General features: G+C 70.3%; 13 protein-coding genes. 6 read left to right on the top strand and 7 right to left on the bottom strand.

Features of this window, described 5'->3' with window-relative positions; all coding sequences use genetic code 11:
- The first annotated feature begins 916 nt into the window (after positions 1–916).
- A complete protein-coding gene (locus B0F77_RS07785) occupies positions 917–1,945 on the top strand; it encodes a glycoside hydrolase family 88/105 protein (RefSeq protein WP_158102635.1) in 1,029 nt (342 codons plus the stop codon).
- Positions 1,946–2,116: 171 nt separating this feature from the next.
- Here the strand turns inward: B0F77_RS07785 and B0F77_RS07780 are convergent, their stop codons facing one another.
- A complete protein-coding gene (locus B0F77_RS07780) occupies positions 2,117–4,708 on the bottom strand; it encodes a winged helix-turn-helix domain-containing protein (RefSeq protein ID WP_086662083.1) in 2,592 nt (863 codons plus the stop codon).
- A gap of 58 nt (positions 4,709–4,766) precedes the next feature.
- The gene (locus B0F77_RS07775; protein WP_143466619.1) at positions 4,767–4,997 is read right to left on the bottom strand and encodes a hypothetical protein; all 231 of its coding nucleotides are present in this window, start codon (positions 4,995–4,997) and stop codon (positions 4,767–4,769) included.
- Between the two features lie 145 nt (positions 4,998–5,142).
- Here B0F77_RS07775 and B0F77_RS07770 point away from each other — a divergent pair, with 145 nt between their 5' ends.
- Genes B0F77_RS07770 through B0F77_RS07760 form a run of 3 tightly spaced genes read left to right on the top strand, consistent with a single transcriptional unit; the run spans position 5,143 to position 8,287 of the window.
- A complete protein-coding gene (locus B0F77_RS07770; protein ID WP_086662081.1) occupies positions 5,143–6,144 on the top strand; it encodes a hypothetical protein in 1,002 nt (333 codons plus the stop codon).
- A complete protein-coding gene (locus tag B0F77_RS07765) occupies positions 6,141–6,950 on the top strand; it encodes a hypothetical protein (RefSeq protein WP_086662080.1) in 810 nt (269 codons plus the stop codon). Before B0F77_RS07770 ends, B0F77_RS07765 begins: the two co-directional genes overlap by 4 nt.
- Entirely contained in the window at positions 6,947–8,287 is a 1,341-nt protein-coding gene (locus B0F77_RS07760; protein WP_086662079.1) for an MFS transporter, read from the top strand. The genes B0F77_RS07765 and B0F77_RS07760 overlap by 4 nt, the downstream gene beginning before the upstream one ends.
- Here B0F77_RS07760 and B0F77_RS07755 read toward each other — a convergent pair.
- The 3 genes from B0F77_RS07755 to B0F77_RS07745 are packed head-to-tail and all read right to left on the bottom strand — an operon-like array spanning position 8,202 to position 11,017.
- Positions 8,202–8,675, bottom strand: coding sequence for a potassium channel family protein (locus B0F77_RS07755; RefSeq protein WP_086662078.1), 474 nt, complete (start codon positions 8,673–8,675; stop codon positions 8,202–8,204). The two genes, B0F77_RS07760 and B0F77_RS07755, sit on opposite strands and share 86 nt — an antisense overlap.
- Positions 8,672–9,157 carry a DUF1269 domain-containing protein gene (locus tag B0F77_RS07750; RefSeq protein WP_086662077.1) on the bottom strand — a complete coding sequence of 162 codons (486 nt, stop codon included), beginning with the start codon at positions 9,155–9,157 and terminating at the stop codon, positions 8,672–8,674. Before B0F77_RS07750 ends, B0F77_RS07755 begins: the two co-directional genes overlap by 4 nt.
- Positions 9,158–9,193: 36 nt before the next feature.
- Positions 9,194–11,017 carry a glycoside hydrolase family 15 protein gene (locus B0F77_RS07745; RefSeq protein ID WP_086662076.1) on the bottom strand — a complete coding sequence of 608 codons (1,824 nt, stop codon included), beginning with the start codon at positions 11,015–11,017 and terminating at the stop codon, positions 9,194–9,196.
- Positions 11,018–11,169: 152 nt separating this feature from the next.
- Between B0F77_RS07745 and B0F77_RS07740 the strand changes: the two genes are divergently transcribed.
- Together B0F77_RS07740 and B0F77_RS07735 are read left to right on the top strand one after the other, a co-directional pair.
- Entirely contained in the window at positions 11,170–11,586 is a 417-nt protein-coding gene (locus B0F77_RS07740) for a DUF7144 family membrane protein (protein WP_086662075.1), read from the top strand.
- A complete protein-coding gene (locus tag B0F77_RS07735) occupies positions 11,586–12,596 on the top strand; it encodes an AI-2E family transporter (RefSeq protein ID WP_086662074.1) in 1,011 nt (336 codons plus the stop codon). Before B0F77_RS07740 ends, B0F77_RS07735 begins: the two co-directional genes overlap by 1 nt.
- On the opposite strand, the gene B0F77_RS07730 is transcribed toward B0F77_RS07735, so the two are convergent.
- Together B0F77_RS07730 and B0F77_RS07725 are read right to left on the bottom strand one after the other, a co-directional pair.
- Positions 12,538–13,923, bottom strand: coding sequence for an alpha-amylase family glycosyl hydrolase (locus B0F77_RS07730; protein ID WP_086662073.1), 1,386 nt, complete (start codon positions 13,921–13,923; stop codon positions 12,538–12,540). The genes B0F77_RS07735 and B0F77_RS07730 overlap by 59 nt on opposite strands.
- Positions 13,920–16,460: an MGH1-like glycoside hydrolase domain-containing protein gene (locus B0F77_RS07725; protein WP_143466618.1), complete on the bottom strand. Its 2,541-nt coding sequence runs from the start codon at positions 16,458–16,460 to the stop codon at positions 13,920–13,922. The genes B0F77_RS07730 and B0F77_RS07725 overlap by 4 nt, the downstream gene beginning before the upstream one ends.
- Positions 16,461–16,478: the final 18 nt, after the last annotated feature.

Raw genomic sequence — 16,478 nt, 5'->3', positions numbered from 1 at the left:
CGGAGAAGCTCGGCGTCGAGGTGGTAGACCAGGCCGAGATCTGGACCAAGCTGATCGCGGCCGGCATCGCCTGAAACGCAGGAAGCCCCCAGGCTGGTCTGGGATCGCCCTCGAGCTGCCTTGGGGGAGGACGGCAGCTGGAGGGCGAGGTGGGGTGGTCGGTGCGGCGGTCGCCTCGCGGCGGTGTGCTCGACGCGGTTCCGGCTGTGCGGTGTTCCGTGAAGGCGTTGGGGTGGGGCCCGGGGACTCGTTCCGCACCGACTGTCCTGTTCAACGGTGTCGGGTTGTGTTGTGTTCCAAGGTGGTCTGTGTTGCCGCTCACCCGGCGGGGGCGCGAAGTCGTTGTCGGGTCAGGGGAATGGGGTCGCCCTCGAGCTGCCTGGGGGAGGACGGCAGCTGGAGGGCGAGGTGTGCGGTGGTCGCCTCGCGGCGGTGTGCTCGGGGTTGTGCTGTGTTCCAGCGTGATCTGTGTTGCCGCTCACCACCGAATGCTCGAAAACCCCGGCCCCCCAAGACAATCGTGGGTGCGCGGGAAGGCCCCCGAGCCGCCGGGGGATAGCGGCTCGGGGGCAGGACTTGTGCGGTAGAACGGTTTCAGGACGCCCTCAGACCGCCCGTCGGGGGAGATTGACGGCCTGAGGGCGAGCTTGGAGAGGTCGATGCGGACGGTCGCCTCTCGGCGAGGTGCCCGACGCGGTACCAGCCGAACGGTCTTCCGCGAAGGCGTTGAGGTGAGGCCCGGGGGACACGGACCGCACCGACCAATGTGTATAACGGCATTGGTGCCCGCAGTGTTTCCCTGATGATCTGTGTTGCCGCTCACCGGTACCGGGATCTCGCGAAACCCTGGCCCCGCAGGAAACTTCGCGTTCTAATACAACCGACGCCGCCCATGTCACAGGTTGGAGAAAACCTGATGGTGAGGCGACGTTCGTTCCTGCTCGGGGCATCGGCCCTGCCGCTTCTCGGTCCCGGCGTCGCGCACGCGGAACCGGTCACCGCACTGGCCCCGGCCGACTCCGGGCGGCTGGCCGCGGACTACTGGATCCGCACGACGAACCTCGGCGGCAACGACTGGCAGGACGCGACCCTGCACAGCGGCGTCATGGCGCTGTACCGGGCCACGAACGACACCAGGTACCGCGACTACACCCTGAGCTGGGCCAACCGGCACAACTTCGCTCTCAAGAGCTCGTCGGGCAACCCGCACTTCGCCGACCACCAGGCAGCGGGTCAGCCCTACCTCGACCTGTACGAGGACAACCCGGAACCGCGCAGGCGGGCCGCGATCGTGCGGGAGATCGACGCGACGATCGCCACCGGCCGGACGGACTACTGGTGGTGGGTCGACGCGCTGCACATGGCGCTGCCGCTCTACGCGCGGCTCGGCAGGATTGACTACGGCGACCGCCTCTACCGGTACACGCGGCAGCGGCTGTGGAACAACGGGCTGTGGTGGCGGGACGGCAAGTTCGTCAACAAGAACATCTACTGGTCGCGCGGCAACGGATGGGCAATCGCCGCGCTGGCCAAGGTGCTCGACGTCCTCCCGCCGGACTCTCCCTACCGCGCCGGGTATCTGGCCGACTTCCGTGCGATGGCGGCGAAACTCGCCCAGGTCCAGCGGCCCGACGGGTTCTGGAACGTCAACCTCGGCGACCCCGGCAACTATCCGGGCCCGGAGACGAGCGGCACGGCGTTCTTCACCTACGGACTGGCGTGGGGCGTGCGCAGGGGTGTGCTGGACTCGGCCGTCTACCGTCCGGTCGCCATGAAGGCGTGGGGCGGGATGCTGCGCACCGCACTGCAGTCCACCGGCAGGCTCGGGTACGTGCAGGGCGTGGGTCAGCAGCCGTCGGACCACCAGCCCGTGGGGCGCGACGACACGTCGAACTTCGCGGTGGGGGCGTTCCTGCTCGCCTCCTCTGAGGTCGCCAAGTTGTGAACCTGGCGGCACCCCACCCGGTCGTGCGCAGCCCGCAGCAGCGCACGGCCGGGGGTGCCGTTGGCGCGGAAACAGCTCGTGATTCGAGTGAGACGAGCCGGGCGATCGTGTCGGAGGGCTCGCGTGGATCAAGTGTCGCGTTCGTACCGCGTCGGCCCCAAGGGGCCAAACTCAGATGAGACCCAGCCGCCGTGCCGCGAGCACGGCGTCGCGGCGCTGGTTCACGCCGAGCTTGCGATAGATGCCGCGCAGGTGCGTCTTCACCGTGTTCACCGAGACGAACAGCGAGTCGGCTATCTCCTCGGTCGTGCGCATGGACGGCAGTTCGAGGAGGAGGTCGCGTTCGCGGCTGGTCAGCACGTCGGTGGAGCCGGTCGACGCGGCGGGCAGCGCGGTCATCGTGGTGGTGGCGAACGACTCCAGCCTGCCGAAGCGGCCTGCGCCGCGGGCGAGCAGGTCGCGCACGGGCTTGCCCGCGTTGAGGAACGGGCGTAGCGCGCCGAACGGTTCGGCCGCGGCCAGTGCCCGAGTGACCGCCTCGTGCGCGCGGCGCTGGTCGCCGGCGCGTTCGACGATCACGGCCTCCAGCAGCCAGCCGTCCACGATCGTCGGTGTCGCCAGAGCGGGCAGTTCGCCGGAGAGCAGCGGTTCGACGACCTTGCGGGCCTGGGACAAGCGGGCGTTGTGGGTGTGCACGACCGCGCGCAGCACCGCCTGTTCGCCGCACGGCCCGAACATGGCCTCCATCTGGTCGGGCATCGCCGACGCCCACTGCTCGTCCCCCGAGCGCAACGCGATCCGTTGCACGGCAGGGGCTATGTGGGCGATCACCGGAGGTATCACCTGCCGCGCGGCGACGTCCTGCCACTGTGCGCGCACGCGGCCGACGACGGCCCGCGGGTCACCAGCGGTCGGGAACGACACGGCGGCGTCCAAAGTGGACACCGCCAGTCCCGTCGCCGGATCGGGGCGGTCGCCCAGCGCGTGCACCGCACGGCCCGCGAGCTCGACGGCGCTTGCGTCATCCAGCCGAATGTAGGCCTGCACACCGACCAGCGTGTACGCGAGCGCGCAGACGAAATGCGACTGCCATCCCTTCTCCTCGGCGAACTCCAGGGCCTCGCCGGCCTGTCTGGCCGCGGTGCGCATGTCGCCGCCGGCACTGGTCAGTGCCGCCAGATGGATCTGGCAGTCCAGCGCCGCGTGGTCGAACCGCTCCTGTCGCGCGATCGCGAACGCGCGCACCAGATCGTGTTCCGCGCCGGTGTGATCACCGGACAGCAATCCCGCCACACCGCGGTTGAGCAACGCGGCCACCTCCGCGTCGGTGCCGCCACGCCCCGCCGTCGTGCGTGCCATCACCCGCAACGCGTCTCCCTGTCGTGCGTCGAAACGCCCTCGGCGCAACAGTGCCGTCGCGTGCAGCACCCGCACCCTGTCCTGCCGCAACGCGAGAGGCTCACCGCCGAGCCCGGTCAGCACCCGGTCCGCGGCGGCGACGTCGCCCGCGTCCATCGCCACCAGTGCGGCGACCACACCCACCTGGGGGCGGGCGAGCACGTGGCTGGGCACCGCGTCGAACACCTCCCGAAGCCGCCCGCTGCCCTCCCGCAGCACCTCGGGCAGCACGGAGTGTTCGACGATCTCGGCGGTCAGCTGGTCGTCGCCCGCCCGCAACGCGTGTCTCAACGCCACCGCGGGCTCGGCGTTGCGGTGATACCAGTGGGCCGCGGTCCGGTGCAGCGACATCTCGTCCGCGGGGCGCGACCTGCGCAGTTCGGCCGACAGGTGCGCCCGCAGCACCGGATGACAGCGATACCACTCGGGTGCGGCTTCCAGTCTGCTGACGAACGAGTTCGTGCGCTCCAGGGTGTCGAGCACGATGCCGGGGCTGGGGTGGTGGGTGAGCTCGCCGGCCAGTTCCGCGGTCATCGTGTCGCAGACGCTGGTCGCCACGAGCAGATCGCGCACCCGCTGGGAATGCCGGGCGAGCACTTCCTCGGTGAGGTAGCGGCTCACGACCTGGTCCAGTCCCGCGAACAGCAACAGGTCGTCGGGACGAGCGCGCGTGGTGGCCATGCGCATCACCGCGAAGCGCAGCCCGCCGATCCACCCTTCGGTCCGTGCGAGCAACAGGTCGACGTCGCCGGGGGAGATCTGGAGTCCGTGGGTGGTCAGCAAGGTCTCGACTTCCGTGCGGCTGAAGGAGAACTCGTGCGGCAGCACCTCGCGCACCCGTCCCTCCAGGTGCAGCCGGCCCAGGTGCAGCGGTGGCGGAAAACGGCCCAGCAGCACGAGCCGTAGCCGGTCGGGTGGCCGGCGGGTGAGCAGGTCGATGCTTGCGAGCGCGTCGGCGTCGCGGATCTCGTGCACGTTGTCCAGCACCAGACACACCGGTGCGGGTGCCTGGTCGAACGCGGCGATGACCGCCGAGGAGAAACCCGGTTCGGTCAACGGGATCGCGTCCGTCAGGCCGAGGGCGTCGCGGAGGGCGGCCCGCAGCCGTGCCGGTTCGTTGTCGTGCTCGTCGAGGGTCAGCCACGCCACCCGGTCGTCCCGGCGCCGCGCCCACTCCGCGAGCAACGTCGTCTTGCCGCACCCCGCCGGGCCGGTGACCACCGTGACCGGCGCGGACGACACGTGGTCGTCCACTGTGGATAGCAGGGTGCCGCGGGGCACGAGTGGTGTCGCCGCCGTCGGCACGCGCAGTTTCGCCTGGCCGGTCTCGGGGCTGGAAGGCTCACACTCCGAACTGTCGGACATTGCGCTTTGTCTCCCGATGGACTTTGTCTGGGCATGATCGCGTGATCGAACCGCATCATCACGAGGACGGGCATTCGGACTCGTTCGCCTTGTCAGGAACGGAGAGCAGCCACAGTCCGCGTCCCACCAAACCCATCAGCCGCGGCAGCAACGACAGCACCACGAGCGTCCCGGTCTCACCGGACGGCGCGCAGTCCCGCCCACCTCCACCGGTGACGACGACGGCGAGGAACACGGCCACGGCGAACACGACGCGCCTGGAACGCGAACGGTCGGGTTGACGGCTCAAGATCGGTCACCTCCGCCGTCGACGCTGCTCGCCCGGACACGTGTGCGGCCTCCCCCGCGAAGGGCGGTAGCGGCGCGCCGCACGGATGGGGTTCACCTGCGGCGGGTGAGGCAGCGGGCAGGGCCGCGCCAAGAACCTGGGCCCCATGAGCCACCGATTCGCGTTGCGCGACCTGATCGACGTCGTCCGCCCCGCCCGGCCCGTCGCGTCCGTCTACCTGGGATCGAGCCCGCTGCGGTCGTGGCGGGGACGCTGGCTGCGGCTGGCCGACCAGCTGCGTGCGGACGGCGCGGACCCCGACCTCGTCGACACCATCGGCGAGGTGCTGGACCGCGCCCGTTCCCTCTACCCGACGGCCGACACGCTCGTGGCGTTCGCGGGCGAGGAACTGCCGCCGCGCGTCTTCCACACGCCCGGCCTGCGCCATCTGGACCTGGCCTGGTTCAGCTCGCCGGCCCACGTCCTGCCGCTGCTCGCCTGGCTGCAGGACCGCCCGCCGCGCGTCGCCGTGACCGCGGGTCGGTGCAGTGCCGACATGGTGGCGGGCAGCGAACACATCTCGCTGAACTATCCGGAAGCGCAGTGGCTGGACGGCGTGCGGTCGGCCGCGGTCGCGTGCGCGGAGATGCTCGTCCGCCAGGAGGCGAGGCTCCTGGTGGTCGCGGGGGAGGACGAGGTGGTGGGCGCGTTGTGGGAGGCGCTGCCCGCCCCCGTCCGCCGCGACGTCGTCGTCCGGTGGAGCGGCCGCGCTCTCACACCGGGCCGCATCCAGGCCGAAACGCGCGCGGCCGCCCGTTCGTGGACCGAGGGAGTGCTGGCCGACTTCAACGAACGCGGCCGGTTGCGCCGTCTGGCCGTGGAGGGCGCCGACGACACGCTGAACGCGATCGCCGGGGGCCGGTTGGACGACCTCCTCGTGGGTTTCCCGGAGGACGTCACCGCCACGGCCTGGTACGGGGCCGCCCCGACCGACGTCGCGCGGGGCTGGTCGCCGGCCCGCCGCTGCGGCCTGCTGGCGGACGTGGCGGTGCGCGCCGCGCTGTTGAGCGGCACGCGCGTGCACGTGATCACCGCCGGCATGCCGTCCGCGCCGTTCGAGAACATCGGCGGCCTGTGCCGCGCGCAGCTCGCCCTGGTGCGCTCATGACCACCGACCTGGTGCCGCTGCGCACCGGCTTCGACGTCGGCTGGCTCGGCTACCGTCGCGACCAGGTCCAGCACTACGTGGGCGAGACCGAACGGGACTTCGAACTGCTGGCCGCCGACCGCGACGCCGCGGAGGCCCGCGCCACGTCGCTGGCACGGGCCCTGGAAGCCGCCCGCGACGAGAACCGCGCGCTGCGCGACCGCATCGACCGCCTCTGCCGCCAGCCGTTCAGCCCGGACTCGGTGGGTGAGCGGTTGAGGTATGCCGTCGACTCCGCGCTGTCCGAGGCCGCCGCGATCGTGGAACGCGCCGGCGCGATCGAGGACCACGTGTGGGTGTCCGCGCGGCAGATCCACGCCGAACACCGCGACCTGCTCACCACCACCCGCGAACGGATGACCCGGCTGGTCCGCGAGGGCGAGGCCCGCCGCCGCGCCCTGGACGAGGCAGCGGCCCGGCAGCGTGCGCAGGCCGACGAGGACTTCGAGCTGGCGCTGGCGTTGCGCCGCAAGGAAACCCTGCGAGACGCGCGGCTGATCGAGGAAACCGCGCGGCGCCGGGCCGAGCAGACGGTGCGGGAGGCGGCGCGGCAGGTCGAGGTGCTGCGGGAGCACCGGGACCACGTGGCGGACGTGCTGCGGGTCGTGCACGCGCTGCTGGGCAAGGCGGCGGGGCACGTGGGGGCGAGGGAGAACGATCCGCCGGCTGGAGATCGCCGGGAGGTGCCAGGCCCGCGGGCTGGAGACGGCACTCCAGCACCGGATCGGCGCGCGGCGGAGGTGCGGGTCAGGGGCGGGACGGCGTGAAGATCCTTCCCCTGGCGCTGGCCCAGTTCATCGCGAGTTACGCCGCCACCAACATGAACGTGGCCATCAGCACGATCGCGGACGATCTGGGCACCACGATCACCGGCGTCCAGACCACGATCACGCTGTTCACCCTCGTCATGGCGGCCCTGATGGTGCCGGGCAGCAAGCTCACCGACATCTGGGGCCGCCGCCGCTGCTTCGTGCTGGGACTGACCGTCTACGGCGCGGGCGCCTCACTCGCGGCGCTCGCGCCCGGCCCCGGGCTGCTGCTCGTCGGGTACGCGCTGCTCGAAGGCACCGGTTCGGCGTTGATGATCCCGCCGATCTACATCCTCGTCACCGCGCTCGCCAAGGATTCCACGGCGCGGGCCAAGGGGTTCGGCATCGTCTCCGGCGCGGGTGGGCTGGGTGCGGCGGCGGGACCGTTGCTGGGCGGGCTGATCACCAGTGCGTTCAGCTGGCGGGCGTCGTTCGGCCTTCAGGTGCTCGTCGTCGCGGCGATCATCCTCATGGCCAGGAACCTGCCCAGGACCACGCCGGAAGGAGGCAGGTTCGACGGCGTTGGCGCGGTTCTGTCGGGCGCGGGGCTGTTCCTGGTGGTGCTGGGGGTGTTGCGCACCAACGTGAACGGCTGGCAGGCCACCACGTGGGCGTTCATCGGCGCGGGGGTGGTGGTCCTGGCGCTGTTCGGATTCCACATCAGCAGGGCCAAGAACCCGTTGTGCGCGCCCAAGTTGTTCAAGGATCGGACGTCCAACCTCGGCCTGGGCACGCAGCTGGTGCAGTGGCTGGTGCTGCAGGGCACGTTCTTCGTGCTTTCCGTGCACCTGCAACAGGAACAGCAACTCAGCGCGATCGAGACCGGTCTCGCGCTGCTGCCCGCCACGATCGGCATGCTCGTCACGTCGGCGCTCGCGGGCAGGTTCGCGAAGAAGTACACCCAACGTTCGCTGATCCGGGCGGGCTTCGTCCTCACCATCGCCGGGACGGTGCAGCAGCCGGTCGGGTTGTTCCTGCTCGGGGCCGGCATCGGGATCATGCTGACGGCCTCGGTGAACGTCGTGCAGTCGCGGTGGCCCGACGCGGACCAGGCGGACGTGTCCGGGGTGTCGCGCGCGGTGTCGAACCTGGGGTCCTCGCTCGGCACGGCGCTGGTCGGGTCGGTGCTCACCGGGGCCGGGCACCCGTACCGGGCGGCGCTCACGTTGCTGGTGTTGTTCTCGGTCGCCGGGCTCGTCCTCGCGCTGTTCATCCGGAGCGACGGCGAACCGCGGCGAGAACCACCTTCAGCGCCACGCCCAGCACCAACAGATCAAGAACCATCTGCAGGGTGACCAGCACCCGCGCAAGTGCGGAAACCGGTGCTATGTCACCGAATCCGACGGTCGCGAACACGGTGACGACGAAGTACAGGGCATCGGTCCGGCTCAACGGCACGGTGAAGCTGCCGGGCTGGTGCCGGGCCAGCAGGAAACACCCCTGGGCGAACACCAGCAGGAACAACGGGACCACCAGGGCGAGCGCCTGCACGCCCTGCCAGCCGGGGTGCGAGGACCGCCCGATCAGCCGCACCTGCGCCCAGAAGACCAATCCCACCAGCAGCAGAGCAGCGACCAGCCGGAGCACGGTGAATCCGTCCTCCGGCTGGTCCATCGGCAGGCGGTAGTAGACCAGCAGCAGCACCCCGACAGTCGCCACCGGCCGCACCACCGCCCAGGTCACGAGGTGAACGTCTCCTTCAGCAGCTTCTCCTGCTCGGTCGAGAGGTTCGTGGTGATGAGCTTGGCCCCGGTCTGCCTGAACTGGTCCGCGACCCGGTCCACGACCGCGTGCTCGGACATCACGAACAACGCGGAGGTGCCCGGCGTGACGCTTTCCCGGACGTCCTGGACGAAGTCGTCGTCGATGCCGGCCCTGGACAACGAACCGGCCAGCGCGCCGACGCCCGCGCCGATCGCCGCGCCCAGCACCGGGATGAAGAAGATCAGGCCGAACAGCAGGCCCCAGAACGCTCCGCCGAGCGCGCCCGCGCCGGTGAGCTTGCCGAGCTCCTTGGTCTTCGGGCGTTTCGCATCGTCCTCCCAGTAGACGTACGCCGTGTCGCGGATGGTGATCAGTTGCTGTTCCTGGAGCTTCTGCAACAGGTCGAGCGCGTTGCGTGCTCCGTCGGCGGTGTCGAACTTCCACACGGTCAAAGTGGCCATGGCCGAAACTGTGCGAGAAGGACCGAGCGTCATGCCTCACCCACGGAGGGTGAGCTGTTCGTCGAGGGTGACGGCGGCGTCGATGAGGGCCAGATGGGTGAACGCCTGCGGGAAGTTGCCGAGCTGCTCGCCGGTCAGCCCGATCTCCTCGGCGAAGAGGCCGAGGTGGTTGCCGTAGGTCAGCATCTTCTCGAACACCAGGCGCGCCTCCCTGGCCCGTCCGGACAGCGCCAGCGCGTTCACGTAGTTGAAGGTGCACAACGAAAAGGTGCCCTCCGAGCCGCGCAGTCCGTCCGGTGCGGCCTCGGTGTCGTAGCGCAGCACGAGACTGTCGTGCACGAGCGACTTCATGGCGGCCAACGCGTCCAGCCACACCGGGTCGCGCGGCGAGACGAAACCGACCTGCGGCAGCCGCAGCAGGGACGCGTCCAGCGCGGGTGAGCCGTACCGCTGCACGAACGCCCCGGTCGACCGGTCCCAGCCGCGTTCCCACACCTGGCCGTAGATCCGGTCACGCACCGAACGCCACTGCTCCACCGGCCCCGGCCTGCCCTCCGCCGTGGCGATCCGGATCGCCCGGTCGAAGGCGACCCAGCTCATCACCCGGCCGTAGGTGAAGTCGGCGCGGCCCGACCGCGTCTCCCAGATGCCTTCCTCCGGCTGGTCCCAGTTGTCCGCCAGCCAGTCCAGCTGCTCCACCACCGCGTGCCAGCCGCGGTGCGACATCCGCAGGCCGCACAGGTGCGCCGCGTACACGCTGTCCAGGAACTCGCCGTGGATGTCGAGCTGCAACTGGCCGGCCGCGCCGTTGCCCGCGCGCACCGGCGCCGAGCCCCGGTAGCCCTCGAAATGCTCCAGCACGTGCTCGGTGAGATCGGCGGACCCGTCCACCGCGTACATCACCTGCAACGGCCCGCCTTCCTCGCACCGCTGGGTGAGCCATCGCCCGAACGCCGCGGCCTCCGACGTGAAACCCAGGCGCAGCAACGACGACACGGCGAACGACGCGTCACGGACCCAGGTGAACCGGTAGTCCCAGTTCCGCTCGCCGCCGAGCTGTTCGGGCAGACCGGCCGTCGGCGCCGCGATCAACGCCCCGGAAGGCGCGTAGGTCAGCAGTTTCAACGTGATCGCGGACCGGTCGACCGCCTCGCGCCAGCGACCCCGGTAGGCCGACTGGGCGAGCCAGCCGTGCCAGAACAACACGGTGGCGTCGAACAACTCCCGGGCCTGAGCGGCGGCCACAGCACGCGGCGGTCCGGCGGCACCGGTCTCCAGCACGATGCCGCGGGTCTGCCCTTCCACCAACGAGAGCGTGGCGTGCAGGTCCTGGGTGGCGGTGATCTCCCCGGACACCAGTCGAGGATCGCCGGGTTCGCGCACCGCGTGCAGCACCAGCCCGAACCGACCGCACTCGAAGATCACCCCGTCGTCGGTGATCCGTGCGCGGTGGGCGCGCCGGCCGTAGTCGAAGCGCGGCGCCACATCGACGTCGAACGTCATGCGTCCGCGCACACACCGCACGATCCGCACCAGCCGATGCCGCTCGGTCCTGTCCTCGTCCGGCAGCGGCGGCATGAAGTCGACCACCTCGCCGGTGCCCTCGTCGGTCATGAAACGGGTGATCAGCACCGCGGTGTCGGGGAAGTACAGCTGGCGTCCGGTGTGCCCGGAGGACGGCTGGATGCGGCAGAACCCGCCGCGCTGCCGGTCGAGCAGCGCGGCGAACACGGAAGGTGAGTCGAACCGCGGGCTGCAGAACCAGTCCACGGTGCCGTCGGTGGACACCAGCGCGGCGGTCTGCAGGTCGCCGATCAGCCCGTGGTCGGCGATCAGCGGGTACGGGGGTTGTGTGGTCATGGGGTCGACATTCACCGGCGGGGCCAGGACAGGTCTTCACCCGCCCGGACCGAGCACCGCGCCGCCTCTCGCGCGAAACGGGTGAAGATCCGCACCTCGAGCCGGTGCCACGGTGACCGGGCAATCCCCATCGAGGAGAAAACGGAGGCACGATGCGGGAGACAGGCTGGCTCGGCTGGATCTGGTTCGCGGGCATCATGATGATCGTCATGGGCTCGTTCAACGCCATTGAGGGGCTGGTGGCGTTGTTCCGGGGTGAGTACTACGTCGTGACCGAGGAGCAGGTGCTCGTCTTCGACATCACCGCGTGGGGCTGGATCACGCTTCTGATCGGGATTCTGGTGGCGCTCGCGGGCGCCGCGCTGCTCTCCGGTGCCGCGTGGGCCAGGGTGATCGCGGTGGTGCTCGCGGTCCTCAACTCGGTGGCACAACTGGCGTTCGCGTCGGTGCACCCGCTGTGGTCCACGATCGTCATCGCCCTGTGCGTCACGGTGATCTGGGCCGTGGTCGTCCACGGCAACGAAGCGGACATCACGACACCGGCGAAGTACGAGTCGACACACCGTTGATGCCACGCGCACTGACGATCCTGCTCGGTGTCGCGGCGGCGGTCGTCGTGGTCGCCGGTGTGCGGGCGATCGCATGGCTGGTGGCGCCGGCGATGCTGGCGCTGCTGGTCGTGATCGCGGTCAGCCCCGCGCACCGGTGGCTGCGCGGCCGCGGCGCGCCGCCGTGGCTGGCGACGCTGACGGTGGTGGTGCTCGTCTACGGCGTGCTGGCGGTCGTGGCGGTCACGGTGGCGGTGTCCGGTGCGCGGCTGGCCGCGATGCTGCCGGAGTTCGCGCGCGACGAACTGGTCGTGCGGGCCGAACGGGCGATCAACGGCATCGACCGCGGGCAGCTCGTCGGCGCGATCGGCGGGCTGCTCACGGAACTGACGAGCCTCACCACGAGCCTGGTGTTCCTGTTGGCGCTGCTGCTGTTCCTGGGCGTCGAGGTGGGCTGGGCGGGCTCGCGGCTCGCGGAGATCGCGGTGGACCGGCCGCACCTGCGGGAGGCGCTGATGGAGTTCGTCCACCGCTCTCGCCGGTACATCGTGGTCACCACGATCTTCGGCCTCGTCGTCGCGACGCTGGACACGGTCGCGCTGGCGGTGCTCGGCATTCCGCTCGCGGTGTTGTGGGGTGTGTTGTCCTTTGTCACCAACTACATCCCCAACATCGGGTTCGTGCTCGGCGTCGCGCCGCCAGCGGTGCTCGCGCTGCTGCAGCACGGCCCGCGCCGGGCGCTGGCCGTGCTGGCGTTCTACGGAGTGCTGAACTTCGTGGTGCAGTCGCTGATCCAGCCGCGCTTCACCGGGGACGCCGCCGGGTTGTCGACCACCGTCACCTTCCTGGCCCTGGTGTTCTGGGCCTGGGTGCTCGGCCCGCTCGGGGCGTTGCTCGCGGTGCCTCTCACCGTGCTGGTGAAGGTGCTGCTGGTCGACGTGGACCCGGCGGCGGGGTGGGCGGCGGCCCTGCTCAGGCCGTCGCGAACAGATGGCATCCCCACGGCCCCAGTGCCACGTACAGAGGACTGAGGTCGTCCTCCTGCTCGTACACCATCCCGTCGAGCAGGTCGGTGTAGCGGTGCAGCTCCACCGGGAGCAGTCCCTGGGCGGGCTGGTCGGAGAGGTTCACGACCACGACGTGCCGGGCGCCGTCGGCGGCTGCCCACGTCCACGCGAGCAGTCGCCGGCACGACTGGTTGTCCGGCCAGCCCTCGGCATCGAGCAGACGCCACTCGCCCAGCCGCACCTGGTGATCGCTCACGATCGCGAGCAGGCGCCGGTACCAGGCGGCGAGGTCGTGGTCGAGCGGTTCGTCCGGCCGCCGGGTCAGGAACACCGGCGGCCGGACGCGCCTGCCCTCGAACTGTCCCTCGTACCAGAGCGTCGCGCCGGGCAGCGTCGCGATCGCCACCGCCGCGGCCCGAGCGGCGGCGGGCGGGAGCTCGCTCGCGATGCGCGGCTCGTCCTGGTTCTCCAGGAACCGCAGCAGCCTCGCCTGGTAGGCGGGATCGGCCCGCAGGTGGTCGCGCACGCCGTCGCCGCCCTCGACGATCCGGTCGTAGAGGCGTTTGTCGTAGCAGAAGTTGAAACCCTGCTGCTGCAACGCCCACTCCATGTCCCAGTACGCCTCGGCGATGAGCACGGTCTCCGGATGCTCGGCCCGCAGCCCGCTGATGATCTCCGGCCAGAAGTCCTGCTCCGGTGGCGTTCCGCGCCACGTGCGCGCGAAGACCTCGTTGGTGACGAGCATGGCCATGTCGCAGCGGATCCCGTCGCAGCGGGCGGCGATCGAGCTGAGCGTCATGGTGGCGGCCGCGCGCAACGCGGGGGAGAAGGCGTCGAGCTGGACGACGTCCGGCCACGCGGGGAAGTACGGGTCGCGCCCGAGTTCGGGTTCACCGTTCTCCTTGCGCACGAAGAACTCCGGGTGTTCCGCCACCCACGGATGGTCCGGTGCCACGTGGTTCGGCACGTAGTCGAGGATCAGCCGCACGCCGCGCGTGGCCAGTTCGGCGCGCGCCTTCGCGAGACCCTCGTCACCGCCGAACTCCTCGGCCACGACGTAGCGGCGCACGCAGTACGGCGACCCGGCGACGTCCTCCGGCCGCAGGTCCGGCAGCGCCTCGCGGAACGACGTCCGCAGGCCGGGATGCGCGTTCGCCATCGCCAGCCCCAGCGTGCTGCGTTCCCACACTCCCATCAGCCACACCGCGTCGACCCCGGCCGGGGTGATCGCGTGCCAGGCGGACGCGGGTGCGTCGCCGAGGGTGATCTCGTGACCGGCCTGGCAGGACAGCTCGGTCAGCCACACGGCGGTGTTGACCTCGTAGATGACCGGTTGCTGTGGCCAGCTCATCGCGCCACCTCCCGCGGCAGCAGGGCGACCAGCGCGGTCCACCCGGTCTGATGGCTCGCGCCGATGCCCGCGCCGTTGTCCCCGTGCAGGTACTCGTAGAACAACGGCAGGTCGCGCCAGTGCGGATCCCGGTACCGCGTCTGTCCACCGTGGATCGGTCGTCCGTCCACACCGAACAGGAACGCGTCGAGCAGCCGTTCACCGATGGCGTCCGCCACTTGGCGGAGGTTCAGCTGCTGCCCGGAGCCGGTCGGGCACTCGACGGTGAACCCGTCGCCGAAGTACCCGTGCAGGTGCCGCAACGCCCTGATGACCAGCACGTTGATCGGGAACCACACCGGGCCGCGCCAGTTGGAGTTGCCGCCGAACATGCCGCTGTCGGACTCGGCCGGCAGATAGCCGACGCGGTGCTCGACGCCGTCGACGGTGAGCAGGTACGGGTGTTCGGCGTGCCAGCGTGACAGCGAGCGGATCCCGTGCGGGCTCAGGAACTCCGCGGGGTCGAGCATCCGCGCGAGGATGCGGCGCAACCGGCTCTCGTCGAACAACGAGAACAGCACCGGACCACTCGCGTCCGCCTGCGCGCCATGCCCCCACAACGCGGCCCGCACGGCCGGGTGCCGGTCGAGGAACTCGCGCATGCCGTCGACCAGCTCGGGATGCTCCTGCCGGACGTCCGGGCCGATCACCGTGGCGGCGGCGAGCGGCAGCAGCCCGACGGCGGAGCGGACCTTCAACGCCGTGGAGCTCCCGTCCGGATGCCGCAGCACGTCGTGGAAGAAGCCGTCCTCCTCGTCCCACAACCCGCTGCCGACGTGACCGGTGGCCGCCGCGATCCAGGCGAGGTTCTCCAGCAGGATGGCGGCCTGCTCGACCTCACCGAGTTCGAGCGCCATCTGGATGAGGTTCTGGCAGTACAACGCCATCCACGCGGTGCCGTCGGCCTGGTCGATCCGCCCGCCGGTGGGCAGCGGCGCGCTCCGGTCGAACACCCCGATGTTGTCCAGCCCGAGGAAGCCGCCCTGGAACAGGTTGCGGCCGTCGGCGTCCTTGCGGTTGAGCCACCAGCCGAACGCGCGCAGCAGCGGCGGGAACACGCGCGCCAGGAACTCCTTGTCGCGGTCGTACTGGTAGACGAACCACGCGGCCCACGCGTGCGCCGGCGGGTTGACGTCGCTGAAGTTCCACTCGTAGGCCGGAATCTGGCCGTTGGGGTGCAGGTAACGGCGGCCGAGCAACAGTTCGATCTGCTGCTTCGCGAGCTCCGGGTCGACGATCACCAGCGGCACCGCGTGGAAGGCCAGGTCCCACGCGGCGAACCACGGGTACTCCCACTTGTCGGGCATGACGATGACGTCCTCGGCGATGAGGTGCCGCCAGTTCTGGTCGCCTTCCAGGGGATCCGTGCCCCGTTCGGTCAGCCAGCGCTCGACGTCGAACGCGTAGTACTGCCGCGACCACAGCAAACCCGCGAGCGCCTGCCGGCACACTAGCCGTTCGTCACCGCGTGGATCACCACCCAGTACCTCGTCGTAGAAGTCGTCGGCCTCCTCACGCCGCTCGGTGATCGTCGCGTCGAAGTCCGCGAACGGGTCGTGGAGACTGTGGTCGCTGAGCCGGACCCTGACCTGGGCGCTGCGTCCCGCGGGGATGCGGACCTCGTGGTGCGCGGCGGCTTTCGTACCGACGCCGTCCGGGGTGACCGCGGTGAGATCACCGTGCAGCACAGCGCGTTCGATGCCGTCCTTCACGTGCGGGGTGACGTTGGGCGAGCCGAACACGCGCTCGTCGTCGGTTTCGTTCTCCGTCACGAGGATCGGGACCGGCGGCGAGACGTACCACCACCTGGTGCCCAGGTCGGGGTGCTCGGCGCGGACGGTTCCCGGTTCGCAGGTGTGCAGCGTCGGCACGCGGACATCGCCCGCCCACGACCACGTGTGCCGGAACCAGAGCGTGGGCAACAGGTGCAGCGTGGCGTCTTCCGGGCCGCGGTTGTGGGCCGTGACGCGCATCAGCACGTCCTCGGGACCCGCCTTCGCGTACTCCACCACGACGTCGAAGTAGCGGTCGTCGTCGAACACGCCCGTGTCGAGCAGCTCGTACTCGGGGTCCTGCCGGGTGCGTGCGGCGTTGGTCGCGACCAGGTCCTCGTACGGAAACTTCGCCTGCGGATACTTGTAGAGCATCCGCAGGTACGAGGAAGTCGGTGTGGCGTCGAGGTAGTAGTAACACTCCTTGACGTCCTCACCGTGGTTGCCCTCGCCGTTGGTGAGACCGAACGACCGCTCCTTGAGGATCGGGTCGGCGCCGTTCCACAACGCCAGCGCCAGGCAGACGCGCTGCTTGTCGTCGCTGAACCCGGCCAGCCCGTCCTCGCCCCACCGGTACGCCCGATACCTGGCCTGGTCGTGGGTGAACTCCGTCCAGGCGTGGTCGCCGCCCTCGCGGACCGTTCCCCACTGCCGTTCGCTCAGATACGGTCCCCACTTCCGCCACGGACCGGCTTCCTGCAGCCTCAGCTTCTCCGCACTGACCACGTCGCCCACCTCTCGTCG

The organism is Lentzea kentuckyensis (genome assembly GCF_002150765.1).
GTDB lineage: Bacteria > Actinomycetota > Actinomycetes > Mycobacteriales > Pseudonocardiaceae > Lentzea > Lentzea kentuckyensis.
This window is presented reverse-complemented; position numbering and strand designations above follow the sequence as displayed.

What these genes read in the sequence shown, in the direction of transcription:
- B0F77_RS07785 (WP_158102635.1), top strand. Translation starts at nt 917, where the DNA reads ATGGTGAGGCGACGTTCGTTCCTGCTCGGGGCATCGGCCCTGCCGCTT.
- B0F77_RS07780 (WP_086662083.1), bottom strand. Translation starts at nt 4,708, where the DNA reads ATGTCCGACAGTTCGGAGTGTGAGCCTTCCAGCCCCGAGACCGGCCAG.
- B0F77_RS07770 (WP_086662081.1), top strand. Translation starts at nt 5,143, where the DNA reads ATGAGCCACCGATTCGCGTTGCGCGACCTGATCGACGTCGTCCGCCCC.
- B0F77_RS07765 (WP_086662080.1), top strand. Translation starts at nt 6,141, where the DNA reads ATGACCACCGACCTGGTGCCGCTGCGCACCGGCTTCGACGTCGGCTGG.
- B0F77_RS07750 (WP_086662077.1), bottom strand. Translation starts at nt 9,157, where the DNA reads ATGGCCACTTTGACCGTGTGGAAGTTCGACACCGCCGACGGAGCACGC.
- B0F77_RS07745 (WP_086662076.1), bottom strand. Translation starts at nt 11,017, where the DNA reads ATGACCACACAACCCCCGTACCCGCTGATCGCCGACCACGGGCTGATC.
- B0F77_RS07740 (WP_086662075.1), top strand. Translation starts at nt 11,170, where the DNA reads ATGCGGGAGACAGGCTGGCTCGGCTGGATCTGGTTCGCGGGCATCATG.
- B0F77_RS07735 (WP_086662074.1), top strand. Translation starts at nt 11,586, where the DNA reads ATGCCACGCGCACTGACGATCCTGCTCGGTGTCGCGGCGGCGGTCGTC.
- B0F77_RS07730 (WP_086662073.1), bottom strand. Translation starts at nt 13,923, where the DNA reads ATGAGCTGGCCACAGCAACCGGTCATCTACGAGGTCAACACCGCCGTG.